The sequence below is a fragment of the Microcoleus sp. B4-C1 genome (genome assembly GCF_036705285.1).
Lineage (GTDB): Bacteria > Cyanobacteriota > Cyanobacteriia > Cyanobacteriales > Microcoleaceae > Microcoleus.
The window spans coordinates 1-2,015 of sequence record NZ_JAUBUC010000163.1 but is presented as its reverse complement, the minus strand read 5'-3'; the positions used below and the strand labels follow the sequence as shown (position 1 = coordinate 2,015).

The following is a 2,015-nucleotide window of genomic DNA, read 5'->3' as shown; positions in this document are numbered from 1 at the left end:
CACCGCCTCTTGAGTCCGTAAATCCCGATCCGGCGCTGTCATTTCCTGCATCTGTGCAAGTAGAATTGCGATCGCAAAGTCAATACAACACTCCCGAAATTAGCCCGGATATTTTCGCTCCTTCTCGCAGGCTAGATTCGGCAGGTTCGGGAGTTTTAGCATTTGAGGAAATCTTTACTCGCGAGTACGAAAAATATCTGGATTTGCCCGCAAGAAGACCGATCAGCAATATGTCGGTAATTTACGAAAATCTTCGCAAAAACGAAAAAATTACCGGAATCAAATCTGCCATTATTTATATGAATTGGCTCAGCAGAGCTGATGCAGCCGCTGCCAAAGAAAATGATTCTGTACTGGTGGCAAGTCAGGATTTATCAAATCTATTGCCTGTGAAAACAAACCTCGCATCCCAGCCATCTCATCCCTTAGAAGATAAGTTGACTCAGAGGTTGTCGCCGGATGGCAAAGAAGTTTCCGATGTTCCGAGTGGCGAGCATTTAGAAATAGTGTTAGTAACAGCTAATGCTCAACCCCAGCGCGTTTTAATTCCGGCTACAACGCGCTGGCAGGTGTTGCAACTAGCTGACGCCCTGCAAACCGAAATAACTAATCCCCGAAAAAGAAGCAGCATTAGTTATTTGGATACCGCGCAAAAACTTTATCGGTGGTTAATTGCACCAGTTGCCGCAGAATTGACAGCTTTAAAGATTGACAATTTAATTGTAATTCCAGCAGCAGGTTTGCGGAGCGTGCCGTTTGCTGCTCTTCACGATGGCAAAGGCTTTTTAGTTGAGAAATACAGCATTAGTGTGATGCCGAGTCTGAGCTTAACTGATATCGGCTACGACAATATTGCGGATGATGAAATTTTGGCCATGGGGGCGTCGGTATTTGAAGATAAAGCGCCATTACCAGCGGTACCGGTGGAGTTAGAGTCGATCGCGCCGCCAAGTGAAGGAAAATCATTTTTGAATCAAGATTTTACTCTCGAAAATTTGCAAGCTCAGCGGGCAAATCAGCCTTTTGGCATCATTCACTTAGCAACTCACAGCGAATTCCAGCCAGGAGAACCGAAAAATTCTTACATTCAGTTGTGGGATAGTAAATTACGTATCGATCAAATGCGACAGTTGCGATGGAATGAACCGCCGGTGAATCTGTTAGTTTTAAGCGCGTGCAGTACCGCTTTGGGCGACGAAGATGCGGAGTTGGGGTTTGCGGGTTTGGCGGTAGCTAGCGGTGCTAAATCCGCTTTGGCGAGTTTGTGGGAAGTCAGCGATGATGGGACTTTGGGGCTGATGACTGAGTTTTATCGCCAGTTGCGGGCCCCCAGACGCGGTGGCAATTTGATGATTAAAGCGGAGGCTTTGCGGCGCGCGCAATTGGAGATGCTGCGGGGGCGCGTGCGGATTCAAGACGGGATGTTGCGAGCCCAAGGGCTTTCTGAAAGTCTAATTTTGCCTCCAGAAATTGCGGCGCGGGGCGATCGAGTGCTTTCGCATCCTTATTATTGGGCCGCCTTTACAATGATTGGCAATCCTTGGTAATGGGGATGTTGAATGAAGAAGGAAAAAGAGGCGCACCATTGTCAGCAACAGGCTTTTCGGCCTGTTCCACAATAAAATTTATCTTTTGTGGAACAGGCCGAAAAGCCTGTTCCTAAAAACCTAATTGAGAATGGTGCAATATCTCAGATGCAACCGGAAACCCTCTCAAATGTCTCGAAACTATGACATCCTAATAGTCTTCCCACCAGTCTTACCGAAGTTATTAGGGTGGTGTGATGAACTCCCTTGATTCGTTAATCGCCCGAAAACCTATACTATTGACATACATTTTTAGGCATTCCGGTTTCACAGTTTCGCTGTAACCAGGCGTGGGAGTCATAATCAGCAATAAATTGACAGCCACATTTGACACAAATGTGGTTCTGTTTTCCTTTTTTCTTAGGAATGAGAATTAAATAACTTCCACAAGTTTGTGGGATGGGCGTCCCGCCCGTCCTTTTTGGACGG

Annotated in this window: 1 protein-coding gene and 1 pseudogene; one reads left to right on the top strand and one right to left on the bottom strand. The window is 46.5% G+C overall.

Features of this window, described 5'->3' with window-relative positions; translation table 11 throughout:
- Positions 1 to 1,547, top strand: a 1,547-nt coding sequence (locus QUB26_RS30925; RefSeq protein WP_333246933.1) for a CHAT domain-containing protein, incomplete at its 5' end; no start/stop codon positions are given.
- A gap of 191 nt (positions 1,548 to 1,738) precedes the next feature.
- Here the strand turns inward: QUB26_RS30925 and QUB26_RS30920 are convergent.
- Positions 1,739 to 1,987: pseudogene (locus tag QUB26_RS30920) on the bottom strand (IS1 family transposase); the annotation flags it as partial.
- Positions 1,988 to 2,015: the final 28 nt, after the last annotated feature.